Raw genomic sequence first — 21898 nt, forward strand, 5'->3', positions numbered from 1 at the left:
CATTTTCGTTTTAGTCTTCACCAGGTTTGGTTGACATCATCTTATACAACTGCGTATCTTTCGGAAAATGATCATAAAAAGGTAAAGTTGTATCGCCAAATACCATCAGTCCATAACCTTCTGGTGAATTCACAACAAATTTTTCTTGTTCTTCTGAGATATCAAATAACCGGACTAATTGTGAACGGTCAGATTTTGCTTGATTGAGCATCATGACGAAATCACTATTTGAAAGCATCCGCCGTGCAAGGTCCGAAAGTAAAAGTGTCTCCACATTCTGTGTAATCCCAGTTGGAATTGCCCCCCACTTTCTGGCACGACTCCATAATTCAAAGAAATAATTTTCAGAATACTCATTTGTAAACAGTAATTGCATTTCGTCGATATACAACCAGGTCCGAACGCCTCTTTCCCGGTTGGTGGTGATCCGATTCCAGACTTGGTCCAACACGATCAACATCCCCATTGTTTTAAGCTGTTTCCCTAAATCTTTGATATCATAGACAACGAGCCGTTTGGTAATATCGACATTTGTTTCAGAGGAGAATACTGACAAACTTCCTTCGATATAAATTTCCAAGTCCGTCCTCAATTGGTGCGCTTCTTCTTCCTCTTGCTCTTGTAAGATGTGGTAGAAATCTACAAAAGTTGGCATCCGATCGCTAACTGTTTCATACGTTCGACGACATACACGGTCGATCAACGTTTTCTGGGTAGAGGTTAGCCCCAATGCACCGCCAATAATCAAGTCGAACAATGAAATCAAAAACTCCGACTTTAAAACAACCGGGTCACTGTCATCTCCATAGTTTTCGTTGATATCCATTGGATTGATCGTGGTAGCGGAATCACTAGCGATCTTGATAATCTCACCATTGAAATTTTTACCGATAACGGAATACTCACGTTCAGGATCAATGATGATGACTTCATCTTCGGCATCACGCAATAGTACATTTACGATCTCACGCTTCACCGAGAAACTTTTACCAGAACCAGGAGTTCCTAGAACAAATCCATTGGGTGCTTTTAATAATTTCCGGTCAAGAGATAAAATATTCTTTGAAATAGCATTTACGCCATAATATTTCCCATTTTCTTGAATTAGATCTGAAATAGTAAACGGCACAAATATCGCAGTGCTGGCAGTCGTTAGTGTTCGATCCAATGGCAATATATTATTTCCTAAAGGTAAGGTTGCGTTCAGCCCAGCCTCTTGCATAAATTCTAACTCGATGATCTTAAATCCAAATTGTCGACCAATAGAAGATACCTCGTCATGTACTTCTGTTAATTTTTCAACTGTTGGGGCATGGAAATGGATACTTCCAGTCATCGAATAAAGCTTTTGACCCTTGTTCTGTAAATCATCAACTAAATTTTTCGCTTCTGTTAACGAATAAGTCAAATCATAGGAAAGCATTTCAAAATCGTAGCCATTTTGTAGGGCTTTTTTCTGTTCATCCACTTTTTGTTGTTCCATAAAAGCTAATTTGGTCTTCACTAAGTCAAATGCTTCATCTTGTTCAAGTGGCTTAATATGTAATGTAATCACCAACTCTTGAGGGATTTCTAACAGTTCAAAAATAAAGGTATCTGCTAGTTCCGATGGATATTCTTGCAAATAAACGGTTTTGGCATAATGATCATCCATTTTCAAGTAGTTTTTGTTTTGTTTCAGTTCAATCACTTCTGGTAGGATATCCTCAATCTCGGGTTCTTCCTTATCGCTTTTTGTTAATAAAATATCAGACAAAATTGTCAACATCTGTTTTTTCTCAAGACGGTTGATCCCACTACCTAATCGACTCGCAAACATTGCAAAGCGATCTACAACCATTTCCAGCTCTTTATGAGCAAGTTTTTCTGTTTGATGTTGCTGGATGAAGGTAAACAAAATCCGTTTCTTATAGCCATTTTTTTCTTCATCCAGTTTTCTGGAAATAACATCATTCATTTCTACGCGATAAGGGTCTAAAAAATCATTCTTTTCTTGGTAGTAGAGAATTGATTGCAATTCACTCAACGGTCGTTTCTTTTTGTAGACAGTTAACTGTAGCTGGGTTTTACTACTTAAAGAATTAAGGAAATCACAATATTGCGAGAAAATCTCAATCTGATTCTCTTCTGATGAAAGCTGATAGTTGATATCTTCTAATTCGACTGTGATGGAGTACGTATTATCATCCAGTTGACAAACACCGCTGGGAAAAATTGTTTTAAAGTAAAAAGTATCGCGCAAAAAATCCACATCTTGTGGATTTTTTTTCTGTTGTTTCTTTATATTTTTAGAAGTCTTCTTTAAATTTTTATGATTATTCTTTATTTTTGACTTTAATTTCATCATCGTTCTTGTCCGCCTAATTCTTTACTTTCTGACATATCTTGTTGACCATCATTCTTTTTTCGTTTCTTTTTTCTAGTTCCTGTCGAAATATGGTATTTAAAAAATTGCTTAACATAAACTTCAAATGATAAGCCATTTCGTTTGAACCATCCAAAAGACACGATTGGAATAGAGGCAATGATCATCAACCAACTGATGATTTCGATTGGCATTTTTAACCATGCAATGAATATCAGTGCGATCGCGACATTTACCCCGCCAGCAATACAAAGACACAATAATTGTTTTAGATTCATTCCTGCTATTACTTTTTCTTTGTATTCTTTGATATCTTTTGGAACTTTTACTTCTATTGCCATATCTCCCCTCCTTATGATGCAGATATTAGTGTTTTGGCCCATCCTTTAGTTTTATTGATAGCTAGTAAGATTCCAATCATATAGATCGTTAATCCTAAAATAATCCCAAACATATGGGTGCCAACGTCTTCCATTATTCTCATGAATAGCATTGGATATGTAACTAAAACCAGGGCGATAAAGGTTGACTGCAACCCCGTGGCGGCAAAATTTTTAAAGAAGCCTTTGGTCATAGCAGAAAATTCTTGGCTTGGTAGAGCCCCCATCGGAATTGGTGCCATCGCGCTAAAAATATAAAGCTCCATAAATCGTAAATAAATCGTTACCTGAATCAACGTCCGTACAACAAGTGACACTAAAAATAGAATGAACATAATTAATAGCACAGCGATTTGTGACCAGAAATCTAGATCATTTACCGCCTGTTCTACTCTTGCTGCTACATTCGCTACAGTTTTTTCGTCACCTACTTGTAAAATTTTATACGTCAAATTAGAAGTAATCACTATGATTCCGTCTAACAAAACTTGGATTTTTAAAATAACCACATAACAAATCGCAAATTTAATAAATGATTTGATGATCATTTCAAACCCAAGCATTGGTGCTCCTCCAGCTCCCTCAACCTTAAGTGAAATTTTTTGAAATTCCAAAAGAATAAAGATGGCTAAAATAGCCAATGAAAGCGGAATAACAACTAGTTCCTGTAAATCTACTACTAATTTATATGCATCATACATGTATCCTGATAGATTCTTACTCAGAGTGTATTTTAAATCATCTCCATTCAAATAAAACATGATTTGATTAAAGAGCCACATTATCGCTGATGTCATAAATTAAATCCTGCTTTCAGTGTATTATTGTAAAAGTGAAGAGAAATCAAATTGAGTTGCGAACCAGCCTGCAGCAACTAAAATCAATCCACCACCGACAATTTGCCAAATTCCTTGCTGTAATTGCGGACCATTTTTATCTTTTAATGCACCAGCTAAAATGACCGTTCCCCAAATTAGCCAAAGACCTCCACCTACTAAAGTGAAGTTTGATACTAAACTAAAAACTTTTTCTAATAAAGCTGCATCTTTCATTTAAACATTTCCCCTTTTTTGAGTTATTTATTATTTGTTACTACTTTTAGTATATGGTAATTTTTCAACCGATGTTTGCCAGTTATTTCTAAGTTGAGAAATTTTAGAAACTCCCTCTCTCAAATTTTATAATTGACTAATTTAGTCAATATATGTAAGAGGTCTTTATCAAAAAGCAGACTAGCTGAGAAGAATAGTTACTCTAAAAAATTTTAAAATTCGTTATTTTGGACACAATAAATTGATTCATCTATAAAACTTGGAACATCTATCCATTTTTTTCAAACAAATGCACAGCGCTTAAGAATTGATTCCTGAAAATAAGTCAAAAAATCAAAAATGCTCAAAATAACAAGAAGTCAATTTTGGATTTCCCATGATTTTCGAGTGCCAGACAGTCCTTATATCATCTTCTACTAGTTTCACTCAGCATCATTGACAAGGATTAAATTCCTATTACATATGTATGTTACGTAGTGGAAGGTGTAGAGAGATTACGTTCATACATATATGAGTCTGTCACATCCCCTAATTTTTTATAGTTTTTATGTTTGACAATGTCATATTTTTCAGACAGGAAAGGATTTGCTCCACGTATTTTTAAAATACATTGTTGCCCTTTCAAACTGGCTACTTCATCGGGGTCCATCAAATTACGCCCCAACTTTTGGAAACTTTCATTGAATGATCCATTTGAGCCTTTAGTGACACTGATATTTCTTTGTTCGATCGTTTCTTTACCTAAAAGTTTAGAAATATATTCATGCGTACTTTGTTCCATCCCACCTAAATATAAAAAGACGTCACTCGTACCGATGATGGTTTCCCAAGTGTCTTTATACAACGTTTTTAACTGACTAATATTTTGTAAGATCACATTTGTTGAGATTTCTCGACTTCGAATAACCGAAATAACTTTCTCAAAATCCGGAATTTGACCAATATTGGCAAATTCATCTAGAATACAGCGAACATGACATGGTAAGCGTCCTTTATAAATATTATCTGCTTTGTAGACCAGCATATCAAAGAGCTGTTGGTACATCATACTGGCTAAGAAGTTAAAACTGGTATCTGTATCTGGCAGTAAGATGTACAAAATCGTTTTCCGATCCCCAATGGTGTCCAATTCTAATGTATCTTTAGAGACCAAGTCTTTGATACTAGGAATATCAAACGGAGACAACCTTACCCCTAAACTAACTAAAATACTCTTGGTCGTCTTATCCCCTGATAGTTTGAAAATTTTATATTGCGCAACCGCGAAGTTTGTTGGATCTTTCTCTTCTAACTCATTGAACAGCACGTCTAAAGGACTGACGAATCCAGGAACATTTTCGTCAATATCTGCTAGACGTACCAATTCAATCACATTTCCTAATGTGCGATCTTCTTCAACGACTTCTTGGATCAAATAGCTAAAAATTGCCATTAATAAAGCAGTCTCTGCCTTTTCCCAGAAATCATCGCCACCTTTTTTATCAGGATTTGAAGTGTTTTTAATCAAATTATTTACGATTTTTAGAATATCGTCTTCCGTTCTTATGTATTTAAATGGATTGTAGTGATGGGTGTCACGCCGATTGATCAAATCAAAGACTTTGATATTGTAACCCGCTTCCTCAAACATTTTTCCTGTTTCCATCAATAACAATCCTTTGGAATCACTGACGACATAGGAAGAATGCATTTGCATCAGATTCGGTTTTACATAAAATCGCGTCTTACCACTACCGGCTCCTCCAACCACAACGACATTTTTGTTACGGTTAAAATTATCTTTACCAGTAATTTTCATTCGTCCTGACAGGGATAAACTCTCTGTTTTAGTCAATATGATATTAAAACTCTTTTTCTTCGCCAAAAATGGTTTGATATCTCGAAATTTCCCCCATTTTGCACTTCCATATTCTTCATTTGGGCGTACTTTTTTTTCATCAAACGTTTTGTATAATACTAGTAATCCATAAGAAAGAACAAAAGCGAGCCCTCCCAGTAATGACTTTACGTTAAATGAGAATTGGAAGGAAAAACTAGCTATTTCATCAACTGCGTGAAGAAAAGATCTAGCTATTTTTTCCACAAATGTTACGGTTGTATTTTGATCAATCGTAAATAAAAAAAATGTACGATTCCCTATATACATTAATGTACTCACCACAACTACGTGGACTACCCATAAAACATATTGAGACTTTTTCAAGTGGTTGTTCATCCCTTTCGTTACTTAATTTGAATATAGCGTTTATGTGATATTATCACTAACGTCCGTAGCCCTCCGAGCGCTGGTGATCATTTTTACTGCTCACTGATGCTCGTCCACTAGATTGTTTTTCATTAGTTGGATTATTCAGCACTCTATTAAGAGAATCACTTAATCTTCGTTGTTTGACATTTTCTGGCTGTTTATTCAAAGTAGAAATGGAAGATATACTCGTCCGAGCTGATTCTTGTTCTTGCGTTTTTTGGCTCGTCTGCGTTTTCTGTTTTTCAGCTGTTTGCTTTTCATTGTCTATCTGAGCCACTCGTGCTACTCGCGTATTAAAGTCAGGGGTAAGAGAGTGGTGCTGTCCTAGTTCTTGCACTTTAGCTGAGCGTTCGGTAAATAACTGTTCACGCTTCTCATTTTCTCGATTAGCTAATCGATTTTGCAGAGGTTTCAATAAGTATTTATCAGCAACCCACACACCTAGCAACGTAAAAAGGGCAGGAACTGCTATAGCTGCTACTGAAGCAATAAGTGTACCAGAAATCGCTGGAAGAGCTGCGGTTAACAGTAAAGGTAAGCCGAAAGTAGCTAACCCAACAAATAGGGCGACTCCAATTAACGTTTTCACTTTATTTCTCCATAAACGTTTGGCGAAACTGGTTGTCGTCATCAATGCCGCATTTTTTACTCGAGTAGCAAACGGCAACCGCTGTCCGTTAGCATCCAATCCTTTTTTCAGTTTTTGGTTTTCTTCTGATGAACGTTTTTCAGAATGGGCAATATCGAATGTTTCTTTTATTTTCTTTCCGATTGGAACAAAGGTTTTAGCGTTAAGATTACTTAATTTTTCCTTACCAAATTTATATGGTCTAGCCACTACTTTACCGACTGGTTTTAAAGGTCGACCAATTGTTCTAGCTGTCGAGCGCACCGATTTTCCGATGGATTTAAATGGTCTAGCAATTGTTTTTGAACCTTTTTCTAGCGCTGCCACTGTCTTAGGAAATCTTTCCTTAGCAAATCGCTGGACTCTCTTGGAAGTACGTGGAATGATTTTAGGTACGGCATTTACTAAACGTTGACCGACATAACTACCAATAATCACGCCTCTTAACCAGTTGACTACAGCGGATCCGTGTAATATTTGTGTGCCAGTAGGCATTAGCGGAAGAGCGCCAGCCATCGCACTAAAAAACGCCATCGGTGCAACCCACAGTACTTGTCTTGCTAAAAACAAATAAAATGAAGGGCGGGTCAGCACCTGATACCATTTCTTTTTAAGATCTTTATAAGTAACTTCTTTTAACTCTTCGGCTTTTTCTTTCAACTCTGCCGTATCTTGCTTAACATTTTCGAGTTCCTTAGCTAGCCCCTGAGGATCCTTTGGTTGTATCTCTTCTAAAAATTCAGCTAATTTTTTTTCATCGCCAAGAATTGTCTTTAAACCTTCACATAGTGTTTTATTTTTAGTAAGATCGATTTCTATCTTAGATCTTGCTGCTTTAGACTTCTTCGATTGATCAAGGAAAAAATTATTGTACGGTCCATATTTTTTTAATTCTTCATCGTGCTTTATCTTTTGTTCGACAAACGCGACCTGAGATCGTAATCTTTCTACGTATGCTAACTTTAGATCCTCAACCGAAACTGATTTTTTCACACTATCTGTTTCATCTAATGTACTGTTGACGTTTTCCGGCATAAAAGTTTGGTTCATGTCACCTTCTGATACTGAACGTAAATCTGAAGAATCCTTTGGTAGTGGAACTTGATTTGTAAGATTATTTATTTCTGAATCGCTATTGGGTGTAGACGGTTGGTTTAAGGAATCCCCTGGTGTTAGAACTTGGTTTGTAAAACTGCTTAATTCTGGAAATTTATTGAGTTCAGCAGTTTGATTTGTAAATTCCTTTGATAAACTAACTTGACCATTAACATAACGCAATTTAACTCTTGGTATAAGAATTCGGTCAAATTGGTCAAAACTGTGACTTGGTATAGCCTGTTCCGTCATTACTCCGGGAGCCGAATTTCTACGAACTAACTTGTCATGAGTCTTTAAATCTTGAGTTGTAGATAAGGATGATAGTACACGTTCTGAATTGGTTAAATTCCGTAACTTTCCAATGTAACGCAATGGAATATCATTTTCAAACCTTTGAAATTTGTCAAATTGTGTATCATCAAATGGTTTTTTCTCTGGATCTAACTCAAAATCTGATAATTTTAAATGCCGAACATGAAGACTGTCATCATACATGGGTGAAGATGTTTCTCGATCTTCTGAACGTAATGGAGATTCAGATGGCGTAGTGAGTTCTGGTGCACTATTTCGGCGACCTTTATCTGTTTGTTCTCTATGTACTTCATGTAATGTGTGACTAACTGATCTAGATCTTGCTATTCTATTTGGTCTACGCTCCTCTTGTTGGCTAAGTCCATGAATAAAATTTGCTTTAGGACCTTTCCGGAGCACGAGGGAGTCTTTTTCTTCTATATTATTAAATTTATGGATTAGATTTTTCACATGGCCAGGGCCAGGGACAGGTCTATCATTTGCCGAATCCTTTTCTGATACACTATTTGCGAGACTATTAGTAGCTTGAATTTCAGGCTTAGCTTGCTTTCGCAAATCGTCTTCTGATCGATTGAAAGAATTATTCGTTTGCTGCTTGTTTCCTTGTGGTAGATTACTTCCATTTTTATTAGGTGTTTTTACTGATACTGTTTGGTCGGGTTTTGACTCTCCATTCTTTTCAAACGTCGAAACTATTTCTGATACATTACTTAGGCGATTGATAGATTTAGATTTAGTTTCAGGTTTTGCTTGATCTCGCAAAACGACTTCTGATCGATTGAAAGAATTATTCGTTTGCTGCTTATTTCCGTTTGGGTTAGACACTTCTTGTGGGTCTTGTTGGCTAAGTCCTTGATTGAATTTTATTCTAGGACCTTTCTGAAGCTCGTGAGAGTCTTTTTTTTCGCTATTAAATTTATCGATTAGCCCTCGCACATCGCCACTGTAAGGTCTAGCATTTGCCGAATCCTTTTCTGATGCACCATTTGGGAGACTATTAGTAGCTTGAATTTCAGGCTTAGCTTGTTTTCGCAAAACGACTTCTGATTCATCGAGAGAATGATTCGTTTGCTGCTTATTTCCGTTTGGTTTAGACACTTCTTGTTGGTCTTGTTGGCTATGTCCTTGATTGAATTTTATTCTAGGACCTGGCTGGAGCTCGGGAGAGGTTTCTTTGTTGCTATTAAATTGATTGATTATACTTTGCACATCGCCACTGACAGGTCTATTATTTGCCGAATTCTTTTCTGATGCACCATTTGGGAGACTATTAGTAGCTTGAATTTCAGGCTTAGCTTGTTTTCGCAAAACGACTTCTGATTCATCGAGAGAATGATTCGTTTGCTGCTCGTTCTCTTTTGATAGATTACTATTACTTAGGCGATTGATAGGTTCAGGTTCAGGTTTTACTTGATCTCGCAAATCGTCTTCTGATCGATTGAAAGAATTATTCGTTTGCTGCTTGTTTCCTTTTGATAGATTACTTCCATTTTTATTAGGTGTTTTTACTGATACTGTTTGGTCGGGTTTTGACTCTCCATTCTTTTCAAACGCTGCAACCCTTTCTGATACATTCATTTGGTCTTGATTTTGTTCTAATACACTCCCCCTATCCTGTCTTTTTTTCCTCCTTATAGTGCCTGTCTCTACGAGAACTTTTTTCGCCTTGTCCTTTCTGTTTTCTACTTCCTCCCTCGTAATATCAACTGCAGTAGCTTTTGCATACATCTCTTCCAAAGTATCCGTTTTTATTATTTCAAAATTCTCAGTTCTCATGAATTCTTTAACAAGCTTCTTAATTTTATCAACAATCACAGCATCTGTTATTGTTTGGCCTCTAACCTTATCTAGCGCATTTGGCGTATTTAGCGTATTTGGCGTATTTGACATCTCTTGCATCATTTTTTGATTTTTCTGACTAACATTATTTAATTCATTTAATTTTTTGTTACAATCTGCTACTTCGTTTCGTTTGTGCTGCTTAAGCCCAGTAAGTTTTTGTTTCGATTGACTGATCTCACTAGCTAATATTTCGGCCAGATCTTTATTCTCAAAGTACTTCGTTTTTTCATCTTTTGCGATGGCTCCAAGATAATCATTACTTTCATGACTATTATTAGATAAAAAAACGTCCTTTGTTTCTAATTCTTCTATTGTGGCCTTATCCCTTTCATGCTTTACGATCTTCGTTTCTTGTTCCTTTTCTAATACATTAATTTTTTGTTGAAGTTGCTCCCCGCTGATTTTTCCCTCGGCGTGTTCGATTCTTGCTTCATACTCAGTTTTTTCACTTTGTAATTCAAACACTTTACGATCCCCAGCCATCCGTCGAAGTACTTCAAATTTAAAGTCATCTAACATATCTTGCACTTTTAAAAGTGCAGTCTTTTCTCCATGATTCTCTTGGATTGACTTTTCACAAAGAGTAAAGACATTTTCTTTTTTGACAGAAAACGACGATGCTTCTTTGATAAACTCGGACTTTAAATTAGATTTATTTTGCCATTCACCGGTTTCATTCTCCAATATATTCTTTCTTACCAAGTAGTTCATTCCTCCTTCATCCTTCTTGGATCATTCTACTAGATCTATACTAATTGCGTAATAGCGCAATTTGATTAAAGCTGATGTGCAATTGCACTATGACCGTTGTTTATTTGGAAACCACTTGTTAGACTATTTTTAGTATTTATACTGGTTCTTACTGCTCCCGTAGTGACATCTTTCATACTCTTTTTGTCATCTACTTGTTTAATTGGTACTGGTACTCTCTCAGGATTTTGTTGTTGCGCTACTACCCAAATTGGTTGTAATTTTGGAACTTGTTTATCAATTGGTTGTAATTCTGGAACTTGTTCATCTTTAAGTAATGGGACCTTATCTGTTTCTTGGCTTAGGTCTTGTTTTTCTTTGGCCAATGCCTTTCTTGCTTGCCGTTCATCCCATTTGTTCTTAAGAACTTTATATCCTTCTCGAAGTTTAACCCCAGTCCATTTTGCTCCGTTCCAAAGCTTAGCTCCAGTCCACTTCGCTACTTCCCAAATAACCTTTGAGATTTCCCAAGTCCATTTTAATAATTTCACAGTCAAAAATCCCAAGCCCCCAAATAGACAACATAAAAGAAACAACATACTACGATCTTCAGAATCCATCACTTTTTCCTCCTTTAAATTTTTTTATTTTTTTGTTTATTTTAATCATACCTGACTTTCTTGCTAGCTCTATCCTATTTTTTCCAAAAAATAAAAAAAGATGGCACTCGTAAAAGTTGTCCTTAGGAAGAATATAAACACGCCTCAAAATTCGACCAAAAAATTGGCGTTGGCACTTTTGAAATTTTTAAAATATCCGCATTGATTCGTTCAAAATTCAGGGAGAGATCTGTTAGTATCAAGTCATATTGATTCAACACCTGGTAATCAATTGAAAAGACATCTTGTTCATAAATATCAATCTGCTTAAAAAAAGGATACTTGTTTAAAATAATATTTTTATAAAGTAAAGCGACACCAATTTCCTGTGTACTTAAAACCAAAATTGACTTTTCTTTCACTTGTGGTTCGATCATATGTACTAATTGATTGGAAGAAATAAGTAATTCCAAAAATAAGTCTTTATGTAATAATTCACTTTTTTCAATAAAGCTCAGTTCTGCAACTTCTAGCGAATGATGATACGCTTGCCAAATCTTAGGATTGTTTTGCATCACTTTTTGATAAAATATATCCGCATAACTGACTTTAAAGATCATTAATTCTTTATAAAAATTGATAAAGTCAGATAAGTAGTCGATTGTCCTTTTACTGATCGATCCTTCAATATTAAGTAAATAATAAAAATGAGTAAGAAAAGTTTCAATTTTCTTAGGCATGATTGTCTGGCGATTAGTATCTGTTGTAAAGAGCAAACCGAAATAGGAACTTAAGACATTTGCTACATTATTTCTAGTTACATTAAACTTATATTTTTGACTCATCAACGTTGTAAAGACCGTATCTTTTTGAATTACTGTTAAAAGCTCAGTGACAACCATTTCTTTATTCTCCAACTCATCTTCCGGTACAAAGTGTTTGTGACCTATACGAATGATCGAAAGAAAAATGTAATACACCGAATAAATAATTTTAGGAGCACTAGCCGTTTTATTTTGTGCTTTGAGACACCTACGTATTAATTGATAGATAGAATCAAAATAAGCAAACTCTTGTATTCGATACATCTCTTTAAACATACATGCAAATAAACGTCTAATTTCCGTTTCATTGCCAACTACCATTAATTTTGCTTGTAAATCGATCTGAATATTTATGGTCTCTGTATAAAAATAATTGTTTATTTTTGACACAATCCTGCGAATACTTGTTTTACTCAAAAATAAAGATTGAGAAATTTCAGTTAGTGTTGGTTCGTATATGACTATGTATTTTAGTATTTTGACATTAATTGAATTATTCAGTATTTTAACAAAAATATCATCTAAATTGACATTGTTCGGTATCGTCAAACTCACTTCTTTGTGATTATTTACCTCAATATGAACAGGAAAATAGGAATCATTGAAGTGTTCAATATCAGCAATTAGTGTTTTATCGGTAATTGTCAGCTTCCTTGCTAGTTTGTTAAGATTGGAAGACCTAGTATTTAACAAATAAAGTAAGGTAACTTGCCTTTCTAATTGCTTTTCAAGTAACCCCATAAGTACAAAACTCCCTTCTATTAAACATCATGTAAGAGTATCGTACAGTCAATTCCTTTAATTTCCCGTATGTTTTTTTCTAGTTTTAGAAATTTAAGTTCTCAAAAATATTTGAATTGTGTTAAAATATAAAATTTAAAAATCCAATCATATAGAATATATCTATTCCATTTTTTAAATAACAATAACTAAATACAATAATAACCAATGTAACAAATAACCATGAACGATTTACTATAAAGTTAATAAAAAACAAGTATAGAAATTTATAAAAAAAACACTAACATAACAAAAATATATGATAAAATAATTTATATACCATAAGAGAAAGGTGGGAGGAAGCGATTTCTAAGATTTTGAAATCCAAAATGATGATGAAAGAACTTAATATACTGGAAAAAACTTCAGAAAGACAAGTCAAGTTAGCATTACTTCTGGGTATGTCATCAATTGAGTGCAACACGCTAACAAAGCAATTAAATGTGACAAAAAAAACATTATTAAGTGACATTGTTTTTTTTAACCACACCTATTCACCTGTTGTCGTTAAAATTGATCAGTATCAAATCATAACATTAAAAATGCCTAATGATATGAATCTGGAAGACTTAATCAAAAAAATACTAAATCATTCTACGAACGTTCAAATCTTAAAAACTATTTTTATCAATGAACCTGTTTTGTCAAAACTCGCTGAAACATTATTTTTAAGTGAAACCAGTATTCGGCGAATTATTTTTAAAATCAATGAATATTTTTCTGAAAGAAACTGGCCAATCATGATTAAAGTTGCTTCTCAGTTACAAATTACAGGTGACGAAAGTTTTATACGGCATTTTTTTTGTAGCATGTTTCGTGAAATTTATACCCCGCAGCAACTACCACATTTTGACTATATATTTGACTTGTTACAACGTTATCATAATAAAAACCATACGTTTTCTTCAGTAAGTACATATAAGTTAATTTTAAATAGTTACTATTTTTATACGTCCATTATTCGTATCGGACAACGACACATAATTGATTACCCTTTAAAAAAAGAAACCGAAAGTGAACGATTATTTTTTGACTTATTGACAAAAAGTACCGTTCTTTGTTCGATCATTGAAAAGAAATATAATTTTAGTATTACAAAGTCAAATGTCCATAACCTATTAAGTTCATATAGTCATTTATATTTTTTTAATTCAAAAAATGATGAATTAATGGAGCAAAAGAAATTACAAAATTTAGTTCATAGTTTTTATCATTATATGGGCATAGATATTACCTTATCTCCTAATGACATACAAAGACTAAATGACTTTATCCATTTTAATGAACGATTGCAATCCTTTAAGACGACATACATAGATCTTTTGTCACAAACATTTATCAAAGAATCAGAAAAACTATTATCAGCTTATGAAAAGTCAATCGAACAAGCCGGTTTGACTGAAATCAAAGAAAACCAATTGCTTTATGAAGAATTATTTTTAGAACTGATTACATTATCTCCACAATTATTATCAACACTCCTTCCTTATAAAAAACATTTATCCATCGTCATTGTTTCTTATCAGGAAGAACGGATTTTGTCTTTCTATAAACAACTGCTGTTAAAAAAATTTCCGTCGTTATATAAAATTGATATGTATCAAGAAAATATTTTCTCTGTTGATTATGTGAAAATCAATCAATATGACCTAATTTTAACTGATATCGAGCTAAATCAAACGAAGATCTCGACTAATATGTTAAAAATATCAAAAATTCCCACTTCTGCTTTTTGGAGCAACCTAAAAGAACTTCTTTATGCATAAGGGAGTTACATCATTGCTCGTTTAACATCGGTATCACAGCATAAAAATATAGTGCGACCTGAAGTTAGTCTAAAAACTAACTTTGGACTCGCACTATAGTTATACTTTCTATCGCATAGTAACAAACTCTTCTGCACCAGTTGGATGGATAGCGACCGTATCATCAAAATCTGCTTTTGTCGCGCCCATTTTAATTGCAACAGCAAAACCTTGTAACATTTCATCGACACCAATACCAATTGCATGTAAGCCAATGATTTTTTCTTCTTCTCCTACGCAAATCAATTTCATCTCACATTTTTGTCGATAGTCATTCAATGCAAAATACATAGGTGTAAATCGTGAACGATAAACTTTGATCTGATCACTTCCATAGGTAGCCAATGCTTCATCTTCTGTTACACCGATCGTTGCAATTGGTGGATGGGTAAATACAACTGTTGGTACTAAGTGATAGTCTAGATAAGAATTTTCTTTCCCATTAAATAGCCGTTCAGATAAACGGCGACCTGCAGCAATTGCCACTGGTGTCAAATCAATTTTACCGATCACATCTCCCACCGCAAAAATATGTGGATCTGTGGTATTTTGATATTTATCAACTTTTATAAAACCACGTTCATCTAATTTTACTTGGGTATTTTCTAATCCTAATTGATCGGTATTAGGCACTCGACCACCTGCGAACAATACACAATCACCAGAGAGTCGTTCACCATTTTCAAATACAACTGTATACTCATTGTCGTTTTTGATGATTTCTTTAGCTATATGTCCAGCGTAAGTTTTGATCCCAGCTTCTTGATACATCTCAACTAAGTTATCAGATAGCATTTTATCAAAAGTTCGTAATGGACGTTCTTTTCGATACGCCCACATTACCTCACTACCTAGCCCGTGTAAAACACCAGAAAGTTCTGCGGCAATATAACCTGCTCCTAAAACAATTGTCCGTTTTGGCAATTCTGTCATCTCAAAGAAGCCATTTGAATCAATTGCATATTCGCCACCAGGGATCGTCATTTTGCTAGGCTTACCACCAGTTGCAATCAGAATTTTTGTTGCTTGATAGGTTTCCCCATTTACTTCCACGGTTTGACTGTCTATAAAGGTAGCATATCCTTTAATTGCATCCACTTGATTGCTATCTAAGCCACGTTGATACGCACCATGTAAAAAGTCAATATATTTCTCACGCTTTTCAACTAACTCTCTAAAATCTACTTTTTTTACATCTGCTTGGATCCCATAACTTGAAGCATCTCGTTCCATTGTTTCTAGGATCGTGCTGGCTTGCCACATTACCTTTTTGGGTACACAACCAACATTCACACAAGTCCCACCAAGTTCATTTCCTTCAATTAATAAAACTTTTGCACCGTGCATTCCGGCACGATTCGCAGAGGCGATCCCTCCAGAACCACCACCGACAACTATATAATCATACGTTTTCATGCTATACCTCCTAATTTAAGAAGATGCTTGCTTTTCTTCTTACTTTGGATAAATTTTCAAGAAAAATTTCTTCTCTACTCTTTTTGTCCTTACAAAAAATAAGTTTAACACGTTTAAACAGATAATATAACTTTGATGCTTTATTTTTATTCGATTGGTTAGCGTATGCTTTTATTTTCTTTTCCGAATCATATCTCCTGGTTTTACAGGTTGTGTCACTGGCATAGTTAAAATCATCATCGGATTTGGTGCCCGATCAATGGATTCATTTTCTTCATTGTACATTACCTCAACCGTTTGGCTAAAATGAGTGAATCCTGGACCATAAAATTCGATCTCATCTCCCACAGAAAATAGATTTCGTTGACGGATCGTTGCAATTTTGGTTTTTTCATCATAAGACATTACTTCACCTACAAATTTATAAACAGGGATCTTACGACGTTCCCCAAATAATTGTTCATTTTCTGTTGGTGTATTGTAATAAAATCCTGTAGCAAGTTCCCGTTGTGCCACTTTCCATAACTCATCAATCCACTCTTGCTTGCAGACATAATTTTCAGGGTCTTCCATATAACTGTCGACCGCAGCTTTATAAACATTAGAAACTGTAGATACATAGTGGATTGATTTCATTCTTCCTTCAATCTTAAAGCTATCTACCCCATTTTCAATCAATTCCGGGATATGCTCGATCATCGACATATCTACTGCACTCATTGAAAATTCTTCTTCTATTTCGCCGTTTTCTGTCAGATGATTTCTTTCTTGGCCAAAAGGCATATCAAATAATCCATATTTCCAACGACAAGATTGTGAACAGCCCCCACGATTAGCATCACGCATTGACATGTGATTAGATAAGGTACAACGGCCAGAATAAGAAATACACATCGCACCATGGATAAAGGCTTCAATTTCCACATCCGTATTTTTACGAATCTCAGCCACTTCTTCCATAGAAACTTCACGAGCTAAAACGACACGCTCTAATCCTTCTTCTTTCCAAAATTCAAGAGTTTCAAAGTTAGTGGCAGATGCTTGTGTCGATAAATGGATCGGTAAGCCCGGTGCTTCTGTCGCACATATTTCAATCAGCGCTGGATCTGAAACAATTACGGCAGAAATTCCGACATCACGTAATTGACGGAAAAATTCCCCAGCACCTTCTTCATTTCCTTCATGTGTCACCATATTTGCAGCAACATATACTTTTGCGTTATGTGCTTTTGCAAAAGCTACGCCTTCAGCCATCTCTTCATAGGTAAAGTTACCTGCGCGACTTCTTAGTCCATAAGCATTTCCGCCAATATAGACTGCATCTGCGCCATAATGAATCGCTGTCTTTAATTTTTCAAGTGTCCCAGCTGGAGCTAAGACTTCGGGTCGTTTCAATTTTCTTTTTGTTGTCATTTTTTCTCGTCATACTCCTTACTTGATGGCTTCAGGATCAATATAGAAGAAGCCAGTATCTAATTCACGATTTTGAGGATGTAATTCACTTATCTTTTTGCTTAATATTTCAGCACTTTCCTCATTCCAAGTACCTGCAAGGATTTGTTCTTTCGCTTCCACAAATGCTTTGGTAATTTTTACAAAATTTTCTCCTGGGGTAAATAAACCATCAAGTTTCCATGTACGGAACTGATGTTGATACAATAACCCTAATTCTTTTGACAGGTTGATGTCATTGCTGGCAAAAATATGGGTCCCATGAGTGTCTTCATAGATGGAATAATGTGTGTCGTCTTTCTTAGGTTCTGAAATAAACAATCCCCGATCACGATCTACTCGCTCTTCTTGTTTGGTAAAATGATAATAATTTTGCAATAAAGGACGTTTTGATTGATGAATGCAAGTAGCACCATACACTAGAATTTCTACAGGAACATTTAGTTTTTCTTCCATCGCTTTCATTTCTTCAAAAGGAACTTCTCTAGCCAAAACGGCTCCAACAGCTCCTCTTTTCGCCCAAAAATTGATTTGTCTAGCACTAGTAACTAACGTTTCTGCATCAAAAATGTAGGGAATACGCCATTCTGGATGTTTCTTCATGGTGTATATGATACCTGTATCACCTACTGTCAGTTGATCTACCCCAATTTCTTTCAGGAATTGTAGATATTCAGGTACTTTTTTCATTTTTTCAGGATGAATAATCCCATTCATCGCAATATTTACTTTTTTACCATATGTGTGCGCCAATTCAACTAATTGACGTTGTTCTTCTCTTGTAAACGACGCAGGTAATCGTAAACCAAATAGTTCCTCGCCAAAATACAAAGTATCTGTTCCTGCTTCAAGTAATTCTTTTGCTTGTTCAAAAGTTTCTACCGTAGTTATGATTTCGATCATCATTTCCTCCTCCTACAACTCCATAATAGTAGCATAGCTTAAAAAAGTTGCCAACACTTCTTACATTTATTGGTGGATTTTTGAATTTAAATTCACAAGAAAAAAAGTTAAAAAAATAAAAAAGTGAGAGCCTTTTGCCCATAACCTTCAATCGTTATGTGGAACAAAATTCTCTCACTTCTTTTTTAACTCCTATGATTCAACTACATACTTTTTTGGAAGACGTACATTCAAAGTGATTTTTCCTTTGGAGGCTCCCACTGTCACTTGATCGCCTAAATGGATTTCTCCACCTAATAATGCTTCACTTAAGCGATCTTCTATTTCTTTTTGCAACGCTCTTCGTATTGGACGAGCGCCATATTCAGGATCAAAACCAGCTTTTCCGATCACATCTATTGCTGCCGGAGTAATCTTCACTTGGATATCCTGTTCTTTCAAACGTTTGACGATTGCTCGACTCATAATTTGAACAATGGAGTGGATTTCATCCTTGCTTAATGAATGGAAGACAACTGTTTCATCTATCCGGTTCAAGAACTCTGGGCGGAATGTTTTCTTTAATTCTTCTAAAATACGCTTTTGCATGGCTTTATGATCTTTGGTAATGTCTTGGACATTGAAGCCAACGTTTTTTTCTTCTCGAATTTGGGTTGCACCAATATTGGAAGTCATAATCATGATCGTATTTCTAAAATCAACTTTCCGACCTTTAGAGTCTGTTAAATGGCCATCGTCTAGTACTTGTAATAACAGATTAAATACATCTGGATGGGCTTTTTCTACTTCATCTAATAAGATGACAGAGTAGGGCTTTTGTCGAATTTTTTCTGTTAATTGTCCACCTTCATCATACCCAACATAGCCCGGAGGTGACCCAATCAACCGACTCGTGCTGTATTTTTCCATAAATTCAGACATATCAACCCGAATCAAGGAATTCTCGTCCCCAAACATCACTTCCGATAAAGCTTTGGCAAGTTCCGTTTTACCAACTCCTGTAGGTCCTAAGAACATAAAGGAGCCAATTGGTCGATTTGGATCTTTTAACCCACTACGAGCCCGACGAATTGCTCTTGATACTGCTTTGACTGCTTCATCTTGTCCAACAACACGTTCATGTAAAAGTGCTTCTAATTCCAATAAACGCTGACTTTCTTTCTTTTCCAGTTGTTGTAATGGAACACCTGTCCATTCAGAAACGACTGTGGCTACATCTTCTTCAGTCACACGATCAGCATAACCATTTTCCTGCTTTTCTTCTAGTATCAATAGTTTTACTAATTTTTTGTGTAATGCTTTTTCTTGTCTTCGCAATTGTGCTGCTATTTCAAAGTCTTGTTTTTGGATTGCTCGTTCTTTTTCTTTGACTAATTGTTCGATTTCCAACTTAATTACTGTAGATTCCGAAAGATCATCTGTTTGATCTAAGCGTACCTTAGCAGCTGACTCATCAATCAAATCGATTGCTTTGTCAGGTAATTGACGAGAAGTGATATAGCGTACAGAAAGATGAACCGCAGCTCTTATCGCATCATCAGTGATTTCTACACCATGATGCTCTTCATATCTTGAACGAAGACCACGTAAAATCTCTTCTGCTTCTTCAGGTGTCGGTTCATCTACTTGAATTCGAGCAAAGCGTCGTTCAAGGGCAGAATCTTTTTCAATATACTTTTGATATTCATCTAACGTTGTAGCACCAATTGTCTGTAATTCTCCACGAGCTAAAGCAGGTTTCAAAATATTAGATGCATCAATTGCCCCTTCTGCACCACCGGCACCGATCAAGGTATGCAACTCATCAATAAATAAAATGACTTGACCGTCGTTATAGATTTCGTCAATCACCTTTTTCATACGGTCTTCAAATTCTCCACGGTATTTTGTTCCCGCTACTAAAGACCCCATGTCTAACATCATCAAGCGTTTTTCTTGCATCTCTTCAGGAACTTCACCCATCACGATTTTTTGGGCTAAACCTTCAGCAATCGCTGTCTTACCAACACCAGGTTCCCCTACTAATACAGGATTGTTTTTAGTTCGGCGACTAAGTATTTGAATCAAGCGTTTTACTTCTCTTGAACGCCCAACAACTGGGTCAAGTTTTCCGTCTCTCGCTAACTTCGTCAAATCTCTTGCTAAAGAATCTAACGTTGGAGTACCTTTTACCATTTGACGCTTTTCTTGTGGGTTTTTACGACGGATACTATTATTACGACTATCATTTTTTATGCCCATTTTTTGTTTCAAAGATTGTCGGACTTTCGTTAAACTGATTCCCAAATTGATCATCATCCGAGTAGCCATGATACTTTCATCTCTTAGCATACTCAATAAGATATGTTCCGTTCCCACTTTTTGAGCACCCATTTTTCTTACTTCACTATTTGCCAATGCAAAAATTTGTTTCATGCGTGGCGAATAAGGTAAAAAGGTTCCTTGAGGATATGAAGTCATTGTACCGTAGCCAATCAAATGCTCAATCTCTTCGTAGATGTCTGTTTCAGTTAATCCAACTTCACGTAGTACTTTCCCAGCAATGCCATTCGGTTCAATAACCAATGACAACAAAATATGCTCAGAACTAACAGACTGATGCTTAAACTTTTTTGCTTCATCTTGTGCAATTTCTAATACTAATTGTGCTCTTTGCGTAAAAAGTTCTTCCATTCATCTTCACTTCCCATCTTCATAGCTTAATCGTTCAAGAAATGCTCGAAGAATTCGAGCACGAACATAATCTTCTAGCCCACCATCTACATTCAGTGTATTTTTGGCAATTGCGCTCAGCATTAAATTGCCTTCTTTTTTAGTAACAATTTGATCCTCATATAATTTTTGGATGATTGCAAAAGCATTTTTTTCACTAATCGTTTCATTGAATAGCTGATTCACTTGTTCCAACATATGCCTTTTATCAGAAATTCTTACTTTGGCAATCCGTATGTAGCCACCACCGCCACGTTTACTCTCAACCAAATAACCTCGCTGAATCGTAAAACGAGTATTAATCACATAATTAATTTGAGAAGGTACACAATTAAAGAGGTCGGCCAGTTCAATCCTGCGAATCTCAATCATTTCATTCTTTTCTAAAAACTTTTTTATATATGATTCAATTAAATCCGAGGTATTCTGATGCGCCATCTTACTCATTCCTTTGACTAATATTGACCTTAATTATAGCGAATTTAATATCAGAAAGAAAGAAGAAAGACTTTTCCCTTAGAAATCATTAAAAATATAAAAAAATACGGAATGCAGGATTCCGTATTAACGCGCCCAAGAGGAGTCGAACCCCTAACCTTTTGATCCGTAGTCAAACACTCTATCCAGTTGAGCTATGGGCGCATATTCAGTTCATTTAAATTATAAAATACATTTCTAGAAAAATCAATAAAAATAAAAAATCGGGAAGACAGGATTCGAACCTGCGACCCCTTGGTCCCAAACCAAGTGCTCTACCAAGCTGAGCTACTTCCCGAAAATATAAAAAAGACT

The 21898-nt window shown here is 35.5% G+C and carries 14 protein-coding genes and 2 tRNA genes; 1 reads left to right on the forward strand and 15 read right to left on the reverse strand.

Going from position 1 to position 21898, the window contains the following annotated elements; translation table 11 throughout:
• Nucleotides 1-10 precede the first annotated feature (10 nt).
• The 8 genes from AB5M32_RS10810 to AB5M32_RS10845 form a co-directional block, all read right to left on the reverse strand.
• Nucleotides 11-2347: a VirB4-like conjugal transfer ATPase, CD1110 family gene (locus AB5M32_RS10810; protein WP_053765982.1), complete on the reverse strand. Its 2337-nt coding sequence runs from the start codon at nucleotides 2345-2347 to the stop codon at nucleotides 11-13.
• Nucleotides 2344-2706 (reverse strand): PrgI family protein, encoded by a 363-nt coding sequence (locus tag AB5M32_RS10815; RefSeq protein WP_010737216.1) that lies wholly within the window; start codon nucleotides 2704-2706, stop codon nucleotides 2344-2346. The genes AB5M32_RS10810 and AB5M32_RS10815 overlap by 4 nt, the downstream gene beginning before the upstream one ends.
• A gap of 11 nt (nucleotides 2707-2717) precedes the next feature.
• Entirely contained in the window at nucleotides 2718-3542 is an 825-nt protein-coding gene (locus AB5M32_RS10820; protein ID WP_368024461.1) for a hypothetical protein, read from the reverse strand.
• Nucleotides 3543-3566: 24 nt separating this feature from the next.
• Complete coding sequence (locus AB5M32_RS10825; RefSeq protein ID WP_010720705.1) at nucleotides 3567-3797, reverse strand: hypothetical protein; 231 nt, start codon at nucleotides 3795-3797, stop codon at nucleotides 3567-3569.
• 469 nt (nucleotides 3798-4266) lie between these two features.
• A complete protein-coding gene (locus AB5M32_RS10830) occupies nucleotides 4267-6000 on the reverse strand; it encodes a VirD4-like conjugal transfer protein, CD1115 family (RefSeq protein WP_053765983.1) in 1734 nt (577 codons plus the stop codon).
• A 58-nt stretch (nucleotides 6001-6058) separates the two neighbouring features.
• Nucleotides 6059-10636 carry a hypothetical protein gene (locus AB5M32_RS10835; protein WP_178287011.1) on the reverse strand — a complete coding sequence of 1526 codons (4578 nt, stop codon included), beginning with the start codon at nucleotides 10634-10636 and terminating at the stop codon, nucleotides 6059-6061.
• 65 nt (nucleotides 10637-10701) lie between these two features.
• On the reverse strand, nucleotides 10702-11235 hold the full coding sequence (locus AB5M32_RS10840; protein WP_063627676.1) for a hypothetical protein: 534 nt from the start codon (nucleotides 11233-11235) through the stop codon (nucleotides 10702-10704).
• A gap of 122 nt (nucleotides 11236-11357) precedes the next feature.
• Nucleotides 11358-12779, reverse strand: coding sequence for a helix-turn-helix domain-containing protein (locus AB5M32_RS10845; RefSeq protein WP_063627677.1), 1422 nt, complete (start codon nucleotides 12777-12779; stop codon nucleotides 11358-11360).
• Nucleotides 12780-13135: 356 nt separating this feature from the next.
• On the opposite strand from AB5M32_RS10845, the gene AB5M32_RS10850 reads away from it, so the two are divergent.
• Entirely contained in the window at nucleotides 13136-14584 is a 1449-nt protein-coding gene (locus AB5M32_RS10850) for a helix-turn-helix domain-containing protein (protein ID WP_228011925.1), read from the forward strand.
• A gap of 108 nt (nucleotides 14585-14692) precedes the next feature.
• On the opposite strand, the gene gor is transcribed toward AB5M32_RS10850, so the two are convergent.
• The 7 genes from gor to AB5M32_RS10885 all read right to left on the reverse strand — a co-directional run bounded on the left by gor (nucleotide 14693) and on the right by AB5M32_RS10885 (nucleotide 21881).
• Complete coding sequence (gene gor / locus AB5M32_RS10855) at nucleotides 14693-16039, reverse strand: glutathione-disulfide reductase (RefSeq protein ID WP_053765987.1); 1347 nt, start codon at nucleotides 16037-16039, stop codon at nucleotides 14693-14695.
• A gap of 171 nt (nucleotides 16040-16210) precedes the next feature.
• The gene (locus AB5M32_RS10860; protein ID WP_126342785.1) at nucleotides 16211-17452 is read right to left on the reverse strand and encodes a U32 family peptidase; all 1242 of its coding nucleotides are present in this window, start codon (nucleotides 17450-17452) and stop codon (nucleotides 16211-16213) included.
• A gap of 18 nt (nucleotides 17453-17470) precedes the next feature.
• Nucleotides 17471-18394, reverse strand: a complete 924-nt coding sequence (locus AB5M32_RS10865; RefSeq protein ID WP_014834383.1) for a peptidase U32 family protein — start codon at nucleotides 18392-18394, stop codon at nucleotides 17471-17473.
• Between the two features lie 192 nt (nucleotides 18395-18586).
• On the reverse strand, nucleotides 18587-21067 hold the full coding sequence (locus tag AB5M32_RS10870) for an ATP-dependent Clp protease ATP-binding subunit (protein ID WP_010720716.1): 2481 nt from the start codon (nucleotides 21065-21067) through the stop codon (nucleotides 18587-18589).
• A 6-nt stretch (nucleotides 21068-21073) separates the two neighbouring features.
• Nucleotides 21074-21544, reverse strand: coding sequence for a CtsR family transcriptional regulator (locus AB5M32_RS10875; RefSeq protein WP_034700167.1), 471 nt, complete (start codon nucleotides 21542-21544; stop codon nucleotides 21074-21076).
• A gap of 130 nt (nucleotides 21545-21674) precedes the next feature.
• Nucleotides 21675-21748: transfer RNA gene (locus tag AB5M32_RS10880), tRNA-Arg, on the reverse strand.
• Nucleotides 21749-21807: 59 nt separating this feature from the next.
• Nucleotides 21808-21881 (reverse strand) — tRNA-Pro (locus AB5M32_RS10885).
• Nucleotides 21882-21898: the final 17 nt, after the last annotated feature.

Source organism: Enterococcus sp. C57 (genome assembly GCF_040887305.1).
Lineage (GTDB): Bacteria > Bacillota > Bacilli > Lactobacillales > Enterococcaceae > Enterococcus_B > Enterococcus_B hirae.

Coding starts and splice junctions, on each gene's coding strand:
- AB5M32_RS10825 (WP_010720705.1), bottom strand. CDS start 3,797: ATGAAAGATGCAGCTTTATTAGAAAAAGTTTTTAGTTTAGTATCAAAC.
- gor (WP_053765987.1), bottom strand. CDS start 16,039: ATGAAAACGTATGATTATATAGTTGTCGGTGGTGGTTCTGGAGGGATC.
- AB5M32_RS10865 (WP_014834383.1), bottom strand. CDS start 18,394: ATGATCGAAATCATAACTACGGTAGAAACTTTTGAACAAGCAAAAGAA.
- AB5M32_RS10820 (WP_368024461.1), bottom strand. CDS start 3,542: ATGACATCAGCGATAATGTGGCTCTTTAATCAAATCATGTTTTATTTG.
- AB5M32_RS10815 (WP_010737216.1), bottom strand. CDS start 2,706: ATGGCAATAGAAGTAAAAGTTCCAAAAGATATCAAAGAATACAAAGAA.
- AB5M32_RS10875 (WP_034700167.1), bottom strand. CDS start 21,544: ATGGCGCATCAGAATACCTCGGATTTAATTGAATCATATATAAAAAAG.
- AB5M32_RS10835 (WP_178287011.1), bottom strand. CDS start 10,636: ATGAACTACTTGGTAAGAAAGAATATATTGGAGAATGAAACCGGTGAA.
- AB5M32_RS10860 (WP_126342785.1), bottom strand. CDS start 17,452: ATGACAACAAAAAGAAAATTGAAACGACCCGAAGTCTTAGCTCCAGCT.
- AB5M32_RS10845 (WP_063627677.1), bottom strand. CDS start 12,779: ATGGGGTTACTTGAAAAGCAATTAGAAAGGCAAGTTACCTTACTTTAT.
- AB5M32_RS10870 (WP_010720716.1), bottom strand. CDS start 21,067: ATGGAAGAACTTTTTACGCAAAGAGCACAATTAGTATTAGAAATTGCA.
- AB5M32_RS10840 (WP_063627676.1), bottom strand. CDS start 11,235: ATGGATTCTGAAGATCGTAGTATGTTGTTTCTTTTATGTTGTCTATTT.
- AB5M32_RS10810 (WP_053765982.1), bottom strand. CDS start 2,347: ATGATGAAATTAAAGTCAAAAATAAAGAATAATCATAAAAATTTAAAG.